Here is a 15,618-nt window from a genome sequence, read left to right as displayed (position 1 = left end):
TGCCGCAACGGGTTGCGCAGAGCCTGAGCTGAGCTAAAGGCCCTAGGACGCCAGCGCCTAGAGACCGGTGGTTCGCCGCGCCTTGCCCAAGGTGATCCAAAGCAGCCCACCTGAGCGCAAAAATAAAAGGGGGTAAAAATGGGGGGTAAAGTGACTGCCCTGCCAGCAAACCCGCATGGATACTGGGTTGCCGGCGGAGAGTGTGTCCGCCGATGCGCCACGCTACCGGCGATAGGCTCGTGCTTAGGCCTTACCCACTTTAGCGCGCCCCGCGCACGGGTGCCAAAGCCCCGCCCCCCGTTTCCACTCAACTCGCTGTTGCACCCTGTTGGGGCACCCACAAGGCAAAGCCGAGGGCTTTTGCTAAGCTGGCTAACTTCGTTCCAGCGGCCAAGCGTAGCGAAACATAAAACGGGTACGCTGGCGGGTATGCACCCAAACAGGCGCCTAGAACACGTTAGAAAGCCTTTTAAAATCAATAGGTTACCATAATTCATGAAAATTGCCACCTGGAATGTCAACTCCCTCACCGCCCGCCTGCAGCATGTGCTCGACTGGCTGATCGCCAACCCTGTGGACGTGCTGTGCCTGCAGGAACTCAAGATGAGCGACGACAAGTTCCCTCTCGAGGTGCTCAAGTCGGCCGGTTACGAATGCGCGGTGTTCGGCCAGAAAACCTACAACGGCGTGGCCATCCTGAGCCTGGCGCCGATGCGGGACGTGGCAAAGAACATCGGCGGCTTTACCGACGACCAGTCGCGGGTGATCGCCGCCACCATCGACACGGCGGCCGGCCCGCTGCGCGTGGTGAACGGCTACTTCGTCAACGGCCAGGCGCCGGGCACCGACAAGTTCGAATACAAGATGGGCTGGCTGCGCGCCCTGCGCGAATGGCTGCGGGCCGAAATGGCGGCGCATCCGAACCTGGTGCTGCTCGGCGACTTCAACATCACACCCGAAGACCGGGACAGCTACGACCCGGTGGGGCTGGCGGAAACCATCCATCACACGACGGAGGAGCGCGAGCAGTTCAAGGCGCTGCTGCAGCTTGGGCTGGTGGACAGCTTCCGCCTCTTCGAGCAGCCCGAGAAGAGCTATTCGTGGTGGGACTACCGGATGCTCGGCTATCAAAAGAACCGCGGGCTGCGCATCGACCACATTCTTGTGAGCGAACCGCTGGTGCCGCGCGTTAAGGGTTGCATCATCGACCGCGTGCCGCGCAAGTGGGAAAAGCCAAGCGACCATGCACCGGTGGTGCTCGATCTCGACCAAGGTACCTGATGAAAATGACTCTTCGCACTCTGGCAACCGTTGCAGCCGCGCTCGCCCTGGTAGCCTGCTCGGCCTTGAAGCCGGCGGACAAAACGGGCGATGACAAGTCCGCCGCCTCCGCACCCGATGAAGTGGCAGGCGCAAAGACCGACGTGCCGACCGTGCGCCTGATCACGGCACAAACGCCGGCCGTGCGGGCCTACCGCAAGACCGGCGCGCGGCAGATCTACAAGACCTACGCGCAGCGCATCTACAAGGGGAAGATTCCGCCGCTGGTGTATGCGGTGGTGGTGGTCGAGACGGAGCTCGATGCCAATGGCAACGTCACGAACGTGACGTTCAGCCGCGTGCCGAGCCATGCCCCCGAAGTGCCGGGCAAGATCGCGGCTCTGATCAAGGCGGCATCGCCCTTGCCGAGCCCCGGGCGCCTGGGCGGCCACACCTATGTGGACACCTGGCTCTGGGACAAGAGCGAAAACTTCCAGCTCGACTCGCTGACCCTGGGTCAGCGAAGCCGCTAGCCAAGGCCCGGCAGGGCCGAGCTACTCGATGCCCAGTTCCTGGATTTTCCGGGTGATGGTGTTGCGGCCGATGCCCAGTTTCTGAGCGGCTTCGATGCGGCGGCCGCGGGTGTTGGCCAGCGCGGTGAGGATGAGCCGTGATTCGAAGCGGCGCGACAGTACATCCCAGACATCGGTGCGGCCGGCGGCCAGCAGCGCCTGCGCCTCGACCTCGAGGCCGCTCTCCCAGCTGCTGGCGCCCACCAGGCCTTCAGCGGCTTCGGGCGCGGCGCTTGGCGGAGCGAATTCGCGCTCGGGGCTGGGTGAGAGCAGCGGTGCGGGCTGCACGGCGGTCTGGGTTGCAGCAACGGCAGCTTCACCGGCGTGCGCATGCGCTTCTGCTCCGGTTCCAGCGGCCATGACTTCGGGCGGCAGGTCCTTGGCTTCGATGAGTTGGGCCGGCGCCATCACGGTGAGCCAGTGGCAGATGTTCTCGAGCTGGCGTACGTTGCCCGGGAAGCTGAAGGCGGCGAGCTTGGCCAATGCGGCGTCGGAGATGCGCTTGGGCTCGACGCCGAGCTGGCGCGCACTCACCTGCAGGAAGTGCCGCGTGAGTGCGGGCACGTCTTCGCCGCGCTCGCGCAGCGCGGGCAGGCGCAGGCGAATCACGTTGAGGCGGTGGAACAAGTCTTCGCGGAAGCCCCCTAGCTTGACGCGCTGCTCCAGGTCCTGGTGGGTGGCCGCGATCACGCGCACGTTGGCCTTGACCGAGTTGTGGCCGCCCACGCGGTAGAAGTGTCCGTCGCTCAGCACGCGCAGCAGGCGCGTCTGCAGGTCGAAAGGCATGTCGCCGATTTCGTCGAGAAAGAGCGTGCCGCCCTCGGCCTGTTCGAAGCGGCCGCGCCGCATGGTCTGAGCGCCGGTGAAAGCGCCGCGCTCGTGGCCGAAGAGTTCGCTCTCGAGCAGGTCCTTGGGAATGGCCGCGGTGTTGATGGCCACGAAGGGGCCGTTGGCGCGCGGCGAATGCTTGTGCAGCGCGCGCGCCACCAGTTCCTTGCCCGAGCCCGATTCGCCGGTGATGAGCACCGTGACGTTGCTCTGCGAGAGCCGGCCGATGGCGCGGAACACGTCCTGCATGGCGGGCGCCTGGCCCAGCATTTCGGGCGCGGCGACCATGCGTTCTTCGGCCACTTCCTCGCGCTGGCTTTCATCGACGGCGCGGCGGATGAGCTCGACGGCGCGCGGCAGGTCGAAGGGCTTGGGCAGGTATTCGAAGGCGCCGCCCTGAAACGCCGAAACGGCGCTGTCGAGGTCGGAGAACGCCGTCATGATGATGACGGGCAGGCCGGGGTGCTTGGCCTTGATCTTGTCGAGCAGGTCGAGCCCGGAGCCGCCGGGCATACGGATGTCGCTCACCAGGACTTGGGGGCCCTGCTGTTCGTCGTCGGCGGCGAGTTCGAGGGCGGCCAGCACCTCACGTGTGTTGGTGAAGCTGCGCGTGGGCAGGTCTTCGCGCAACAAGGCCTTCTCCAGCACGAAGCGGATCGATTGGTCGTCATCAACTATCCAGATCGGCTTCATGCATCTCCTTGTTGCCGTGGCTGCTAGGGCAGCGGAATCAATATCTTGAAATCGGTTCGGCCCGGGACACTGTCGCACTCGATCACGCCGTGATGCTGTTGCACAAAAGTTTGTGCGAGCGTCAATCCAAGCCCTGTCCCGCCTTCTCTTCCCGATACGAGCGGATAGAAGATGCGGTCCTTGATCGTGTCCGGCACACCCGGTCCGTTGTCGATGACATGCAATTCCAGTGCCAATCGATACCACTGCTTGTTGAATATGACCTGGCGGGCGATGCGCGTCTTGAAAGTGATCTGCGCGTCACCCGCCGCACGGCGCTCGGCAAGGGCCTGCGCCGCGTTGTGCACGATGTTGAGCGTGGCCTGGATGAGTTGTTCGCGGTCGCCGCGAAACTCGGGAATCGAGACGTCGAAGTCACGCTCGATGTGCAGGTCGCGCGGAAACTCCGCAAGGATGACCGAGCGCACGCGCTCGCACACCTCGTGGATGTTGACGTCGCCCACCACGTGCGGGCGACGGTGCGGGGCCAGCAGGCGGTCGACCAGCGTTTGCAGCCGGTCGGCTTCATGGATGATGACTTGCGTGTACTCGATGAGGTCGCGCGACTCGACTTCCATCTGCAGCAACTGCGCCGCGCCGCGAATGCCGCCCAGCGGGTTCTTGATTTCATGCGCGAGATTGCGGATGAGTTCCTTGTTGGCCTGCGCCTGGTCGAGCAAGCGCTCTTCGCGGTCCTGCCGCACCTGCTGCTCCAGCGGCGACATCTCGATGATGAGCTCGCCCGACTTGTCGCCCTGCGCCAGCGTGACCTGCACCGGCATCAATTCATGATTGACGCGGCGCAGGAAGGCTTCGTAGCGCAGGGTGGCAAAGTCGTTGCTGCGAGCGCCGTCGATGGCGGTGCGCAGCACGTGCGGCTCATGAAAGCAGGCCCCGAACTGAGAGCCTTCGAGCGTGCGGCGCGAAGTGCCCAGCGCGTCCTCCAGGGCTGCGTTGGCAAACAGCACCGAACCGTTGGTGCTGACCACTGCGATGAGCGTGGACAGCAGGTCGAAGGACTGAAAGCGCGGATTGGCGCCGGCCGCCTTCTTCCCAAATGCCATTGAATGTCCTGATGCTTACTGCTGCTTGGCCGGCAGGCGGCCGAGTTCGCGGCGAATGCCTGCAATGTCGCTCTCGTTGCGCGCGAGTTCGGCCTTCATTTCAGCCACCCGGTCGAGGTACTTCTGGTAGTTGCGGCCTTCGCTGCCCTGCTTCTCGGGCTCGCCGTTGTTGTATTCCTTCTGGAGCTCGGCCTGGCGAGCTTCGGCCTTCTTGAGCTCGGCTTCGAGCACCGAACGGGCCTCGCCGTCGCGGGCGCGCTGGTCGACGCCTTCCACGCGCGGACTGCCGGCCGGCGCACGCGCGGCGGAAGAGCCACCGCCGCCACCCGACGACCTGGCGGCCGGGGCCGGCATGCCGGAGCCCTGCACGACGGTGACGTTGCCGCCTTCCATGACCTTGCAGCCTTTTTGCTGCGCAATGGTCGAGTTGTTGGTGTATTCATTGCCGCAGCGCCACACGCGCTCCTGGGCCGACGCCGGCAGGGCGAGGGCCAACAATGAACCAGCCAGAAAAATGAGGGAAGCAGTCTTCATGTGAATCGGTGGATGCCGCGACAAAGGCGCATTTTCCTGCAATTCGACTCCATCGGTGACAAGATGTTCCGCGCCAAGCAAAAAGGACGGCCGAAGCCGTCCTTTCTGTCTTACTTACCCGTCAGGGGCTTGCGCCCGCCGATTTAGAGCGAGTAGTACATGTCGAACTCGACCGGATGGGTCGCCATGCGGAAGCGCGTGACTTCCTGCATCTTCAGTTCGATGTACGCATCGATGTACGCGTCGGTGAACACGCCGCCCTTGGTCAGGAACGCACGGTCCTTGTCGAGGTATTCCAGAGCCTGGTCGAGGCTGTGGCACACGGTCGGGATCAGCGCGTCTTCTTCCGGCGGCAGGTGGTACAGGTCCTTGCTGGCGGCTTCGCCCGGATGGATCTTGTTTTCCACGCCGTCGAGGCCGGCCATCAGCAGCGCGGCAAAGCCGAGGTACGGGTTCATCAGCGGATCGGGGAAGCGCGCTTCGACGCGGCGGCCCTTCGGGTTGGCCACGAACGGGATGCGGATCGAGGCCGAGCGGTTCTTGGCCGAGTAGGCCAGCTTCACCGGGGCTTCGAAGCCGGGCACCAGGCGCTTGTAGCTGTTGGTGCCGGGGTTCGTGATGGCGTTCAGGGCACGGGCGTGCTTGATGATGCCGCCGATGTAGTGCAGCGCGAAGTCCGAGAGGCCTGCATAGCCGTCGCCCGCGAACAGGTTCTTGCCGTCCTTCCAGACCGACTGGTGCACATGCATGCCGGAGCCGTTGTCGCCGACGATGGGCTTGGGCATGAAGGTGGCGGTCTTGCCGTAGGCGTGGGCCACGTTATGGATCACGTACTTCTGCAGCTGGACCCAGTCGGCGCGCTGAACCAGCGTGCTGAACTTGGTGCCGAGCTCCATCTGGCCGGCGTTGGCTACTTCATGGTGATGCACTTCGACCGGGATGCCGAGCGATTCGAGCACCAGGCACATTTCCGAGCGCATGTCCTGGAAGCTGTCGACCGGGGGAACCGGGAAGTAGCCGCCCTTGACTGCCGGGCGATGGCCGGTGTTGCCGTGCTCGTATTCCTTGTCGGTGTTCCACGAGGCTTCTTCGGACTCGATCTTGACGAAGCAGCCCGACATGTCGTTCTTCCAGCGAACGCCGTCGAACACGAAGAATTCGGGTTCCGGACCGAAGTAGGCGGTGTCGCCCAGGCCCGAAGCCTTCATGTACGCCTCGGCGCGCTTGGCGAGCGAACGCGGGTCGCGCTCGTAGGCCTTGCCGTCGGCCGGGTCGATCACGTCGCAGGTCAGGATCAGCGTCGTTTCTTCGAAGAAGGGGTCGATGTTGGCAGTGTTCGGGTCGGGCATGAGCTGCATGTCCGAAGCTTCGATTCCCTTCCAGCCAGCAATGGACGAGCCGTCGAACGCGTGGCCCGAGGTGAATTTGTCTTCATCGAATGCCGAGACCGGCACGGTCACGTGCTGCTCTTTGCCACGGGTGTCGGTGAAGCGGAAGTCGATGAACTTGACCTCGTTTTCCTTGACGAGCTTGAGTACATCGGCGACGGTCTTTGCCATCAGTTTCTCCTGAGTTGGATGGTGGTTAGGAATACAGGGACGGGGGATGCAGTTTCTGTGCCATTGTCGCCCCTTGCGAAGAGGCTCCAGCGACGGGTACAAACCCCAAAAGAAGGCGAATAATCACCAATTTGGTGCGCTCGATTTCAGCGCACCAATTCTGGGCCAAGCTTGGCATCAAAGGCGTGCAACCCTTCGATCAGCTGGGAATAGGCGGCATCGAGCAGCACCGGGTCGCCTTTGACGCCGAGTTCGATGTGCCGGCCATATTGGGGATGGTCGACGCTCGGCAGGCTGAACACCTTGACGCCGGCATGCGTGGCTTCGATGGCTTGCATCAGCGGCGTGAGGGTGGCCTCCATTGCACCAAAAACGATGACCGACTTTTCCGCCGACTGGCCGCTGGTGAACATGTCGGCGTAGCGGCTGTCGAGCACCGATTCGATCATCGGCCAGGCCATGACGGGAAAGCCGGGCACGAAATGGACGTGATCGACGCTGAAGCCCGGAATCTTGTTGTAGGGGTTGCGGATGATCGTCGCGCCCTTGGGAAACACGCCCATGTTGAGGCGGTGAATGTTGTCGGGCCGGTCGGGCTCGTAGGCAATGCCCTGCTCGCGCGCCGTGTCCTGCATGCGTTCGCGAATCAGCAGTTCGGCCTCGGGGTGCAGTTCGAGCGGCACCCGCAGCGCCTGAGCGGCGCATTGGCGGGTGTGGTCGTCCGGGGTGGCGCCAATGCCGCCGGTCGAGAAAACGATGTCGCCCGAAGCAAAGGCCCGGCCGAGCGCGGCCGTGATGCGCGTGGGTTCGTCGCCGACGTATTCGGCCCAGCCAAGCTGCAGGCCGCGGGCGGCGAGCAGTTCGATGACCTTGGGCATGTGCTTGTCGGCACGCTTGCCCGAAAGAATTTCGTCTCCGACGACGATCAGGCCGAATGCGCGGGTCATGGCGATTTCCATTGAGAAAGTACGGCCTGGTCGGCTTCGATGGCCGGTGCGCCGCCGGACGAAGCCGCGGCTGCCGCACGTTGCGCCCGCAATTGCGCCAGGGCATCGAGGCAGTAGTGGCCGAACCAGAGCGATGAGAAGGCGAATACCAGCGTATAGATCCAGATCGCGAGCGGCACCAGCACGAAGAAGGCGGCGGCGAACAGCAGGCCCGATGCCCAGACGATGCTGGGCGCGGCACCGAGGTAGCCGCACAGCACGCCGATGCACAGCAGCGGCAGGCGGTGCGCGCGCAGGAGCGTGGCCCGCTCCTCGGGGCTTGCGTGTTCGGCCAGCGCATCGAAGCTCATCACGCGGTAGGTGAGCCAGCCCCAGATCAGCGGCGGCAGGATGAGCACCAGCGGCGGAATGAGCCAGAGCGGCATCGAGACGACGAGCGCCACCAGCGCCAGCACCGTCAGGCCCAGCGACCGCGCCACGCTGCCGAAAAACGACGCGCCCTTCTTACGCTCGAGGGTGGGGAAGCGGCGGTGCGCCACCAGTGCGGTCAACGGAGGCGCCATCAAACCGGCCACGATGACCAGCGAAACCACCACGATCAGCGGCGTGGCGGCAAACACCACCACAAGGGGCGCCAGCATGGCCGTGACATCGCCCGAAAAGAGCCGCCCGATCCAGCCCCAGAAGCTCGCCAGCAGGGGCCAGGCCTCGAGCGCCTCGCGCGTCCATGCCACGGTCGCGTCCCAGTAGAAATAGCCGAAGCCCGCGGCCAGCAGCACCATCAGGGCGAGCGGCAGCAAAGACAGCACGATCACGCGCGGCAGCATGCAATAGGCAACGGCACGCCAGAAAGAGTCGAGAAGCAGACGCATTGGGTGCGAAGGATAACGCCTGGGCGCCGCCCTGGCGGTCAGCCGCGGCCGACCATCCGCTTCAGCCCGAGCCATTGCTGGGCCCAGAAGCCGCTGCCGTAGTCGCGCACCCGGCCATCGGCGCCGGGCTCGACCTGATCGCGGATGCCGGTCGGGTCGTAGCGCTTCTCGAAGTTGGCCGTGCGAAAAAGCATGTCCCACCAGGGCAGCAGCACGCCGAAATTGTGGCCGCCCAGCGTATGGGCGCCGCGCGACTCGTGGCCCAGCCCGATGCTGTGGTGCAGCCGGTGAAAGCGCGGGCTGATCCACAGCCGCTCGCCGATGGCGCCAAATCCGAGCTTCAGGTTGGCGTGCTGCAGGCTTTCGCTGAGCTGCGTGAACGCGACGAACGCAATGAACTGGCCGGGCGCCACGCCGATGAGCTGCGCCACGATGACGATGAGGGTGTCATGAATGATGTCGTCGAGCAGGTGGTTGCGGTCGTCGCTCCACATGGTCATCTGGCGCTGCGAATGGTGCAGCGAATGCAGGCCCCACCACCAGTTGAGCTGGTGCTGGCCGCGATGAATCCAATAGCCCACGAAATCGAGCACCACCAGATAGATCGCAAAGGCGACCCACGGCACGTCGGTGACGCCGGGCCAGGCTTCGTCGAGGTGAAACGTGCCCCAGCCCGCGATGCGCAGGCTCCCGATGGCGTCGTCGAAGAACGGCTCGAGCGTGAAGAACATGGCCAGCCGGAACAGGCCGAGGCGATGGATCAGCGTGTAGAGCACGTCGATGCGGATGGCGCGGCGGTCGGTGACCGGTTCGACGGCGCGCCAGCGCTGCAGCGGCCCGATGACCATGAGCAGCACCGCGACTTGAATGAACCCGACCAGCAGCCAGCCGGTGGCGTCGAAGGCGTCTTCGGTCCAGCCGCCGAGGCCGACCGCGAACACCAGCGGCTGGATCAGCGTCTCGAAGAACCAGCCCTGCAGCGCGGAAAAAGAGTCCGTCAACCAATCGATCACGACGACAGCCTCAAGGGTGGGATGCGATCCAGGCGCGGTATTGCGGATGCTGGCGCAACGTTTCGAAGCAGAAGCCCTTGGCCTTGAGGCCGACGATCAGCGGCTCGAGGTTGGCTGGCGCCCACGGGTCCTTGCGCGACCAGATGCCCAGGTGCGCGAGCAGGATGTCGCCGGGGCGGATGGTTTCCAGCGCCTGCGCCAGGAGCTTTTCGTTGCTGAACTTCTCGCTCGGCAGCTCGTCGCCCAGGAAGCCGGCCGGCGACCAGCCCACATGCTCGAAGCCGCAGGCCTTGGCCGCGGCGAGCAGGCGGGGCGAGGTCTTGCCGCCCGGCGCGCGGTACAGCGGCAGCGGCTTCTTGCCGGTGATGAAAGCCAGCCGCTCAGACGCCTTGCCGATGTTGGCGCAGTACTCGGCCGCGCTCCAGGTGAACTCGCGGCCCGCGAGCGCGCCAGCCGAAGGCTTGATGCGGAAGCTCGGCGCCACGCCCTTGAGATCGCCGCGCCAGTACGCGTGGTCGTAGGTGTGCGAGGCGAATTCATGGCCTTCGGCCGCCCTCGCCTTCCACCATGGCGCCCAGTGGCTGTCGAGGCTGTCGCCATCCGTCTGGGTGCGCTCGGCGGCGGCAAAGAAGGTAACGCGTACGTTCTGGCGCTTTAGCACGTCGGCCACGAGCGCCGCAACGCCCATGTGGCCGGTGTCGAAGGTCAGGTAGACCGGCTTTTCGCACGAGGCGCCCTGCGCCCAGGCAGCCGGCATGGCGGCACAGGCGACGGCGAAGACAACTCCTGGAACACCGCGGAATCGGCTTTGCCGGCTTGCCGAAGGAACCCGTTCAGATTCTTTTCGCATGGGCCAGGGTCCAGACGCCGTGCGGCGAACGGCCGACATTGACCTGGCGCACGACCTTCTGGCTGTCCAGGTCGATCACGCTGAGCTTCTTGGCCCAGCGCGAGGTGACGTACAGCGTCTTGCCGTCGGCGGACACATCCATGCAGTCGGGGCCGCCCGGAACTGCGTAGGTGGCGCTGACCTTGAGCGTCGCCAGGTCGATGCGGCTGATGGTGTTGGCCACGCGGTTGCTCACGAAGACGCTCTTGCCGTCGCCGGCCGAACGGAAGGCGTGGGCACCCTTGCCTGTCAGGATCTTGCCGACCAGCTTGGGCTCGGCGCCCGCCACGTCGAACACCTGCACGCCGTCGCTGCCGGTAAGGCCCACGAGCAGGGTCTTGTCGTTGTGCACGCCGTAGATGTCGGCCGGCATGGCGCCGGTGGTCGTGCGCCAGCGGATGGTCTGCGTCGCCAGGTCGACGGCGATGAGCTCGTCGCTGTCCTGCATGGTCACGTAGGCGACGGTGCTGGTGTGGTCGATCCAGATGTGGCTGGGCGTCTTGCCGGTGGCAATGCGCTTGACGAGCTTCAGGTCCTTGCCGTCCCAGCGGTAGACGTCAACGTGATTGAGCCGGTTGGCCGCCGTGACGAACCACTTCATGTCGCGCGAGAACTGCAGCTGGTACGGATCGATGATGCCGTAGACCACCCGCTGCACTTCGGCCGTTCTCGGGTTGAGAAAAGTCAGCGAGTCGCCCGCCGAATTGGCCACGATGACCGACTTTTCGTCGGGCGTCATGTAGATGTGGTGCGGTTCCTTGCCGGTGGCGATGCGCTGCTTTTCAGTCCAGTCGACCGGATTGATCACGCTGACGCTGGCGTCGAGCGAATTGAGCACGAAGATCGGCGGGGGTTCGGGGGGCGCAGCGGCGGCGGATTGTGCCGCCCAGACCGTCAGGCAAGAAAACAGGAAGGCCGCAAGGCGGCCATTCGGTCGGGCAAGGAATCGCAAGGGGAAGTTCCGAAAGAGTGCTTTCGATTATCAACGGCCCGACCCGACCGGCGGCTGACCGGCAGTGTTTGCAACGCCTATACCGTTGTTTTTGCACGCAATGCCGCGACCTGTTCGGCCGTGAGCCATCGCCATTGGCCCGGTGCCAGGTCTTCGGGCAGCGCCAGTTGCCCGATGCGCGAACGGTGCAGCCCTTCGACCCGGTTGCCCACCGCCGCTAGCATGCGCTTGACCTGGTGGTACTTGCCTTCGGTGAGCGTCAGCCGCAGGTGCAGCGGGCTGTCCGACTCGCAGGCGGCGGCGCGCACCGGCTTCGGGTCGTCGTCGAGCACCACGCCGGCCAGCAGTTTTTCGATCTGCGCGGCGTCCACCGGGTGCTTGGCCGTGACCTCGTACACCTTGGGAACATGGTGCTTGGGCGAGCCCATCTTGTGGATGAACTGGCCGTCGTCCGTCAGCAACAGCAGCCCGGTCGTGTCCTGGTCGAGCCTGCCGATGGCCTGCACGCCCTGCACCGCGCCCTTGTTGGGCCGAAGACGCAGCGGCGATGGCAGCAGCGTGTAGATGCTCGGGTAGGTGGAAGGCTTTTGCGAGCACTCCGTCCCGGCCGGCTTGTGCAGCATCAGGTAGGCCTTCTCGTGATACGCCCATTCGGTGCCCTGAACAGTGAAAAGCAGGCCTTCAGGGTCGAGATCGTCGAAGGGATCGTCGGCCACCTTGCCGCCGATGGTCACGTGGCCTTGCTGAATCAGCCCCGCGCACACGCGCCGCGTGCCGAAGCCTTGGGAATAGAGAATGTCTTGCAGGTGCATGGAAATGAAAAAAGCGGCCGCGCCGGCATGGCACGACCGCCTTTGGTTTGCAGGTTCAGTAGCCGGCGGCAAGGCCGGTGTTGCGGCGCGGGTCGTTGGCGCCGTAGAAGCGGTTGGCTCCCACCGGCTTGCCGCCCAGCGACGGCGCGCCGACGATGATCGCCGCCATGTGGTTGGCCGGCTGCGGCACGCCCAGGTTGTGGCCCATGTCGGTCAGGATCTTGCGGGTGTCGGGGCTGATGGCAAAGGTTTCGACGTTGGTCACGTCAGGCAGCCATTGCTGGTGGAAGCGCGGCGCATCGACGGCTTCCTGCACGTTCATGCCGTAGTCGACCACGTTCAGGATGGTGTGGAGCACGGCCGTGATGATGCGGCTGCCGCCCGGCGTACCGACCACGAACACCGGCTTGCCGTCCTTCGAGACGATGGTCGGGCTCATCGAACTCAGCGGACGCTTGCCCGGGGCAATGGCATTGGCCTCACCCTGAACCAGCCCGTACATGTTGGGCACGCCGATCTTCGCGGTGAAGTCGTCCATCTCGTTGTTCAGCAGCACGCCGGTCTTGTCGGCGGTGACCTTGGCGCCGAACCAGTCGTTCAGCGTGTAGGTGACCGACACCGCATTGCCCTGCTGGTCGGTGATGGAATAGTGCGTGGTGTTGCTGCCTTCGTGCGGCGCAACGCCGGGCTTGATGTCCTTGGAAACGCCGGCCTTCTTGGGGTCGATGGCCGCGCGGATCTTCTCGGCATAGCCCTTGTCGAGCAGGCGATCGAGCGGGTTCTTCACGAAGTCCGGGTCGCCCAGGTAGCTGTTGCGGTCCACATAGGCATGGCGCATGGCCTCGATCTGGTAGTGCACGGCTTCGGCCGAGCGGAAGCCCAGGTCCTTGAGCGGGTAGCCCTCGAGGATGTTGAGCATCTCGCAGATGATCACGCCGCCCGAGCTCGGCGGCGGCGCCGACACTACACGGTAGCCGCGGTAGTCGCACTCGACCGGCGCCAGCTCGCGCGTCTTGTACTGGTCGAGGTCGGCCTGGGTGATGATGCCCTTGCCGGCCTGGCTGGAGGCGACGATCGCCTGCCCCACCCAGCCCTTGTAGAAGCCGTCGACACCCTTGGCGCTGACTGCGCGCAGCGTCTTGGCAAGGTCTTTCTGCACCAGCTTCTGGCCGACCGCGAAAGGCTCGCCCTTGTTCAGGAAGATGGCGCCGGAGACCGGGTCTTTCTTGAAGTCGTTGGTGGAGGTGCGCAGCATGTCGATGTCGCCCTGCTCCAGCGCAAAGCCCTTGTCGGCCAGCTGGATCGAAGGCGCGATCAGGTCGGCGCGCTTCATGGTGCCGTATTTCTCGCGCGCGTATTCCATGCCCGAAACGGTGCCCGGCACGCCCACGGCCAGGTGGCCGTTGGTGCTCAGGCCCTTGATGACGTTGCCGTCCTTGTCGAGGTACATGTTGGGCGTCGCGGCCAGGGGCGCTTTCTCGCGGAAATCGAGAAAGGTCTTGCGGCCGTCGGCCAGTTGCACGGTCATGAAACCGCCGCCGCCGAGGTTGCCGGCCGCCGGATACACCACCGCCAGCGCATAGCCCACGGCCACCGCCGCATCGACGGCGTTGCCGCCGCGCTTGAGCACGTCGACACCCACCTTGGTGGCCAGATGCTGCGCGCTCACGACCATGCCGTGCTCGGCCGCAACGGGCGCCTGCGATGCGGCGTGCGAAGCGCCCGCGCCGGTGAGCACGAGCGCGGCCGCGACGGCGGCGCGCAATGTCGGAGTCCATTGGAATTGCTGCATGGAGAAAATCCCTTCTTGAATCTTGTAGTGAGAAACGGCAAGCACCAGGGCCGTCAGGCAACGAGCAGCGCCTTGCGCCGCAGGTCGCTCAAGCCGAGCTCCACTTGTTTGAGCGCAAATTCCTTCAGCAGGGAGGGATCGGTCAGCGGCTTGTCGTTGTGAACGAAGCGCAGGCGGCCGGCCTCCACCTCGGCCGCGAGATAGTCGGCCAGCATGCCGTGCGAATGCGCGCCATCGAGCAGCGGCAAAAGGCAGCGCTCCAGCGCGGAGAGGCCCATGGATTCATGCCATTGGTTGCAGACAGTGGCTGAGTTCCCAGCGGACAGCGCCAGGCCCGGCGCGGTGCGCACGGACGGCAACGCCAGCGGCAGCGCGGACACCTGCGTTGCGGCCCGCACCGGTGTACGCCGGATCCGAACCGCGCCGAGGATCAGCAATTCCTCGAGCATCGACATCACGATGGGTTCGACCGAGGTACGGGGCTCGCCCGTTGCGGCGAGAACCGAGGCAACCAGCTCCTCGAGCGACAGGCTGGCCGGATAGTTCGAATCGAGCGCCTGGGCCGCGGCTTTGTGCACCGGAAGGCGCAGCGTGACCTTCAGGTTGCGCAGCGCATTACAAGACTGCTCGCGTGCATCGAGCGTCAATGCAGTGCCGTCCTCGGCGGCGAACACGCCCGCGAATTCAAGACTGCGGATCCGGGCCGGGTCGAGCCGGTAGCGGATATCGGCGGCGCGGCCCTGTTTCACCAGCAAGGTCTGGCGGAAAGTGCGGTTGACCAGGAAGTCGAGATACTGCTCCATGAGAATCTGGCTGCCGCCGCATTCGCGCAGCAGCGGCTCTCGTACCTTCTCTCCGTAGTTCTGCACGAACATCGTGGAAGGTTCCGCGTCTGCCAGGTAGCTCAGGCCGTTCGCCTCGGCACGCGCAACAAATTCCTTGAAGTAGCACGGCGCATTGCAGGGCTCGAGAAATTCATGCAGCAGGTAGTAGCCGCTGGAGCCGCGCACGATGGGCATCGTCTCCTCGAGCGTTTTCTTCAGAACGCTGTCCGGCCGCGCCGACTGCTCGAGAAATTCGAGCATGCCGCGCGCATAGGACAGCTTTTCTTCGGGCGTGTCGCGCGGAGCGCCGCGCAGGATCATCGCGTCGCGCACGATCTCCCTCGCCTTCCAGCCCGGGTACACGTTGTAGCTGACATAAGCCACGCCATTGGGCGCAAGGTTCTCGGAGCACACGCGCAGGATCGCATCCTGCACCGGCCCGGGTACCCAGCTGTAGACACCGTGGCAGATGATGTAGTCGAACTGGCCGAACGAGGCATCCACCTCCGCGAGATTGAATGCCCGCAGCTCCACGTTCGGCAATCCGGCGCGCGAAATGGCCGTGAGGCCCTGTTCCACCTGCACCTTCGACAGGTCGAGGCCCAGGGCACTTGCTTCAGGATGGCGCGCCGCAAACGGAATCAGGTTGCCGCCCGCCGCGCAGCCGAGTTCGAGCACTCGCGCCTTGGCCGGCGGCAGCGCTTCGAGACCGAACAGGAAAGCCAGGGCTTCCAGGTGCTCGACAGCGGTTTGCGGGAACGGATGCGACTCGTAGGGCACCTCGTCGTAGTAGCTGGTGAGAGTCGAAGTCAGTGAATCGGGCACGGCGTCCTTTTTGGGTCAGACGGGCAGCGATGCCCTTTGCGAGGAGCAGACAGCGATGGCGGCGTGACAGCGCCCGCTGACTATAGCCTTGCGCCCAGGCAAAAAAAAGCCAACCTGTCGAAGGTTGGCTTTTTTGTGATGAA

General features: G+C 64.7%; 14 protein-coding genes. 2 read left to right on the top strand and 12 right to left on the bottom strand.

Annotation, left to right across the window (positions count from 1 at the left end):
• Positions 1–495 precede the first annotated feature (495 nt).
• Both xth and V9K97_RS18305 read left to right on the top strand, forming a co-directional pair.
• Positions 496–1,281 (top strand): exodeoxyribonuclease III, encoded by a 786-nt coding sequence (gene xth / locus V9K97_RS18310; protein ID WP_258505080.1) that lies wholly within the window; start codon positions 496–498, stop codon positions 1,279–1,281.
• Between the two features lie 5 nt (positions 1,282–1,286).
• Positions 1,287–1,793: a hypothetical protein gene (locus tag V9K97_RS18305; protein WP_258505079.1), complete on the top strand. Its 507-nt coding sequence runs from the start codon at positions 1,287–1,289 to the stop codon at positions 1,791–1,793.
• 21 nt (positions 1,794–1,814) lie between these two features.
• Here V9K97_RS18305 and ntrC read toward each other — a convergent pair whose 3' ends face one another.
• From ntrC to V9K97_RS18245, 12 genes are all read right to left on the bottom strand, one after another.
• A complete protein-coding gene (gene ntrC, locus V9K97_RS18300; protein WP_337319786.1) occupies positions 1,815–3,353 on the bottom strand; it encodes a nitrogen regulation protein NR(I) in 1,539 nt (512 codons plus the stop codon).
• Positions 3,354–3,376: 23 nt separating this feature from the next.
• Positions 3,377–4,456, bottom strand: a complete 1,080-nt coding sequence (gene glnL / locus V9K97_RS18295; protein ID WP_126747478.1) for a nitrogen regulation protein NR(II) — start codon at positions 4,454–4,456, stop codon at positions 3,377–3,379.
• A gap of 15 nt (positions 4,457–4,471) precedes the next feature.
• On the bottom strand, positions 4,472–4,990 hold the full coding sequence (locus tag V9K97_RS18290) for a hypothetical protein (protein WP_126747479.1): 519 nt from the start codon (positions 4,988–4,990) through the stop codon (positions 4,472–4,474).
• A gap of 143 nt (positions 4,991–5,133) precedes the next feature.
• Positions 5,134–6,549 (bottom strand): type I glutamate--ammonia ligase, encoded by a 1,416-nt coding sequence (glnA, locus tag V9K97_RS18285; RefSeq protein ID WP_126747480.1) that lies wholly within the window; start codon positions 6,547–6,549, stop codon positions 5,134–5,136.
• A 146-nt stretch (positions 6,550–6,695) separates the two neighbouring features.
• A complete protein-coding gene (locus tag V9K97_RS18280; RefSeq protein ID WP_337295395.1) occupies positions 6,696–7,496 on the bottom strand; it encodes a competence/damage-inducible protein A in 801 nt (266 codons plus the stop codon).
• Positions 7,493–8,368: an EI24 domain-containing protein gene (locus V9K97_RS18275; protein ID WP_337319784.1), complete on the bottom strand. Its 876-nt coding sequence runs from the start codon at positions 8,366–8,368 to the stop codon at positions 7,493–7,495. The genes V9K97_RS18280 and V9K97_RS18275 overlap by 4 nt, the downstream gene beginning before the upstream one ends.
• A gap of 38 nt (positions 8,369–8,406) precedes the next feature.
• On the bottom strand, positions 8,407–9,381 hold the full coding sequence (locus V9K97_RS18270) for a sterol desaturase family protein (protein ID WP_258505070.1): 975 nt from the start codon (positions 9,379–9,381) through the stop codon (positions 8,407–8,409).
• A 10-nt stretch (positions 9,382–9,391) separates the two neighbouring features.
• On the bottom strand, positions 9,392–10,138 hold the full coding sequence (locus tag V9K97_RS18265) for a polysaccharide deacetylase family protein (protein ID WP_337319781.1): 747 nt from the start codon (positions 10,136–10,138) through the stop codon (positions 9,392–9,394).
• A 76-nt stretch (positions 10,139–10,214) separates the two neighbouring features.
• Entirely contained in the window at positions 10,215–11,222 is a 1,008-nt protein-coding gene (locus V9K97_RS18260; RefSeq protein WP_337319779.1) for a YncE family protein, read from the bottom strand.
• A gap of 77 nt (positions 11,223–11,299) precedes the next feature.
• Positions 11,300–12,034: a pseudouridine synthase gene (locus V9K97_RS18255; protein WP_337319777.1), complete on the bottom strand. Its 735-nt coding sequence runs from the start codon at positions 12,032–12,034 to the stop codon at positions 11,300–11,302.
• Between the two features lie 55 nt (positions 12,035–12,089).
• Entirely contained in the window at positions 12,090–13,826 is a 1,737-nt protein-coding gene (ggt, locus tag V9K97_RS18250) for a gamma-glutamyltransferase (RefSeq protein ID WP_337319775.1), read from the bottom strand.
• 53 nt (positions 13,827–13,879) lie between these two features.
• Complete coding sequence (locus V9K97_RS18245; protein WP_337319773.1) at positions 13,880–15,475, bottom strand: class I SAM-dependent methyltransferase; 1,596 nt, start codon at positions 15,473–15,475, stop codon at positions 13,880–13,882.
• Between the last annotated feature and the right edge of the window lie 143 nt (positions 15,476–15,618).

Origin of the sequence: Variovorax sp. CCNWLW186 (assembly GCF_037203865.1) — a bacterium.
Taxonomy (GTDB): Bacteria; Pseudomonadota; Gammaproteobacteria; order Burkholderiales; family Burkholderiaceae_C; genus Variovorax.
This window is presented reverse-complemented; position numbering and strand designations above follow the sequence as displayed.